Here is a 3,223-nt window from a genome sequence, read left to right on the forward strand (position 1 = left end):
AGCTTTTCTCCATATGCGTCTAAAGAGGACATAGAGAGTGCAATAGGTTTTAAATCTAATAAAATACGAGAAGGCTTAAATGAAGGCATGAATCAAATTGTTTTTATAAAAGATAAAGAAATCGTATGCTATATTTACGGCTATCCAGATGATAGTGTGTATTTCGATTTTAATAACTTCTACGATGGTGCCGGGGCATATAGTAAATATGTAAATTCATTATATGTAAACTCTACTAAATACATACAATTATCTAGTAAAGGGAAACACAAGTTTTTACTAAATCAAGATGATGATTACTTGAAAATGTTGTATATGGTGGAAGTTTTACCACAACAAACACAAATATATACAAGCGATGGAGAAGAAGTAAAAGAAGATTATACTTACGATAAACTTCTCATATCAAGCGATGATATTGCAATTGTAAAGAAAAATACTACTGAAGAAGAAATTGCAAAAATATTATTTATGGAAAATATCAAGTCCAAAAAAATGTATTCTGAAAATGGAGATAGTACAGTATCAGATTGCGTAATAAAGAACCTTAAATTAAAGGAACGTTTAGGTAGCGATAAATTTAGGGTAGAAATGGATTTTGATTTAAAAATGGCTCCAGGATTTGAAAAGTTCCATGCAGGAAATGGAGTACTTACGGATGATGGCTGGTGTGTGGACAAATATAATATATTAGATATAGAAAAGATAGATAAAGACACATATATGATATCAGATAGTTATACTGGATAAAAATTGTGAGGGGAGGGAAATACATGGATTTTTTAGAGCTAGTGTTCAATGAAGTAGTAAATATGACTAAAATCGGATCAGTGTTATTTTTAATAATATTGATAGCTAGATATATGTTGAGTAGATTTCCTAAGATATATTCGTATTTACTTTGGATAGCTTTATTTGTAAGATTGCTTATACCGATGAATTTAAGCGTTTCGATGGGATTGATAGTTTTAAGAAACTTTAAGAAAAACATAAATACAAATACTCTCCAAAATATATCAGATGGAGTAGTAAGGGAATACAGTTCATCTAATGATGTAATATCGACTTTAGATTTACATAGAAATACAATGCAGTATTTTTTATGGTTTGTGATAATTATATGGATAATAGGAATGATCGTGATTGGAGCTTACAGTATAATTTCATATATAAAGATGAGAAAAAAATTGAGCACAGCTACGATTGTAAAGGACAATATTTACGAGACAGATATGATAAACTCTCCCTTTGTATTTGGATTTTTTAAGCCTAGAATATATATTCCTACAGAGCTTGATGATATGGAGAAGCTGTATTTAATACGACATGAAAAAATACACATAGATAGATTTGATTATATTTTGAAACAAGTGTGCTTTTTAGCAGTAATTGTACATTGGTTTAATCCACTTGTATGGAAGGCTTTTTCGCTTATGAGTGAGGATATGGAGATGTCTTGTGATGAGAGGGTTATGAAGGATTTTAGGGGGACTATAAAAGTCGATTATAGTAATTCATTGTTGGAATTTGCTGCATTTTCTTCGGATTACTTATACGCTCCTATAGCTTTTGGAGAAATTTATATCGAGAAGAGAATAAAAAACATACTAAATTATAAAAAGATAAGATACAAGACATATAAAGTGATTTATATAGCTTTTATATTTTGGGCGGTATTTACTGTATCTAATCCAAGTGCATACCAGTTATATAATAATGGTGAGTATGGATCATTAGAGCAAGATTTTTCGATATATGAAAATGAAGAATACGATAATCATACAAGAAAAATTATATCTATAAAGCAGAGTATAGCTGATTTTAAGTCAACAGGAAATATAAAAGATATTTATATCTATGATATACAGAAGCTAGGTAATAATTTAATAGTTGGTTTTTCATCAGAATATAAAATTGGTGTATGCGTGTTTAAAAATACAAAAGAAGGTATGTCACCTATATATGTTCAGGTAAAAAATAGAATTATAAAGCATGGACCATTTGATATATCAGGTGGGTCATTTATTATAGATTACGGTAAAAATTTAGAGAAAAAAGCTTTGGTTTTAGTTTGCAATGGAAGTGATTCTATAAATGCAAAGATTTATTTAAACAAAAAAGTCGTGGCAACTGGTCAGACTAAATTGAATGAAGTCGACATGGATATAATAGATTTGACTAAATTTAAAGGTGAGGATTTGGAGTTTAAATATTTTGACAGCAGAGGCAAAGAAATAGATATGAATAACTTTGTAAAGTATGATGCTTTAGGTTTGGAGATTTAATTATGGATGTTACAATAACAGACGAAGTTTTATTTCAATTGTTTAATACTATATTATATATAGGTGTTATAGCGATTGTATATAATTATTTAAAAAATATACACAATATAGAAGAAGATAGAGATCTTATAAAAAATAAAACAAGAAAAAATCAATTCTCAAAAAATAAAAAAATAATCTGTTATCTGGGATTAGTAATTGCATTCATTTTAATGGCAAGAGATAATAGATCAGAAGTATTAATAGATAAAATATTTAGACCTATTAAGGGAGATACATGGTCATTTTATTATGCTTCAATAATTACAGTGCTAATTACATATTTTAGTGTAAGAGGGATTAATGAGGAATCAGAGTTTGATCTTATAAATACACCATTTAAAAGATGCGTTGCGGTTGTGGCATTAATGTATCTTTTTTCTAGAGTATGGGATTTGATAGTTATGTGCTTATAGTAAATAAACCTTAGAAGACAAGGGTGCACTTCTAAGGTTTTACTTTTTGATAATATAAATCTATAATTTTCTTTTGATGTAATCGTATTTGATTTTTCACATCTATAACGTAGGATACGACAACTAAAATTAAAAATTCGAGTTTAAATACAAAGAATAAAGGTAAAAGTACAGCTAGCATAAATAGTCTAACGTATGAAATTTTTTTACTGCGAGTGAGAATATAATCCTGTATTATTATGATCGAATCTCTGAATAAGTAATAGAAAGATAGATATTCTATTGCAATTAAGATTACCTTTAAGTAAATAAAATCGATTTTTATATTAAGTATATTTAATAGCTCTACAATAAAAATATAAATAGCGCAGGCATAAAAAGTTCTTCTCTTCAAGCACAAAAATCTATTAAATGCTTTTAAATTTCTGAAGATATAGTATTTTTTCTCCGCATTTTGAGTTAAAATCTTTAATCTCTTTCCTA

Annotated in this window: 3 protein-coding genes; all 3 read left to right on the forward strand. The window is 27.9% G+C overall.

The window, feature by feature from the left end; translation table 11 throughout:
• Nucleotides 1–750, forward strand: a 750-nt coding sequence (locus ACI3VO_RS14445) for a hypothetical protein (protein ID WP_439758590.1), incomplete at its 5' end; no start/stop codon positions are given.
• Nucleotides 751–773: 23 nt separating this feature from the next.
• On the forward strand, nt 774–2,285 hold the full coding sequence (locus ACI3VO_RS14450) for a M56 family metallopeptidase (protein ID WP_439758591.1): 1,512 nt from the start codon (nt 774–776) through the stop codon (nt 2,283–2,285).
• A gap of 2 nt (nt 2,286–2,287) precedes the next feature.
• Nucleotides 2,288–2,740 (forward strand): hypothetical protein, encoded by a 453-nt coding sequence (locus ACI3VO_RS14455; RefSeq protein ID WP_439758592.1) that lies wholly within the window; start codon nt 2,288–2,290, stop codon nt 2,738–2,740.
• Nucleotides 2,741–3,223 lie beyond the last annotated feature (483 nt).

The organism is Intestinibacter sp., from assembly GCF_051866655.1.
Classification (GTDB): domain Bacteria; phylum Bacillota; class Clostridia; order Peptostreptococcales; family Peptostreptococcaceae; genus Intestinibacter.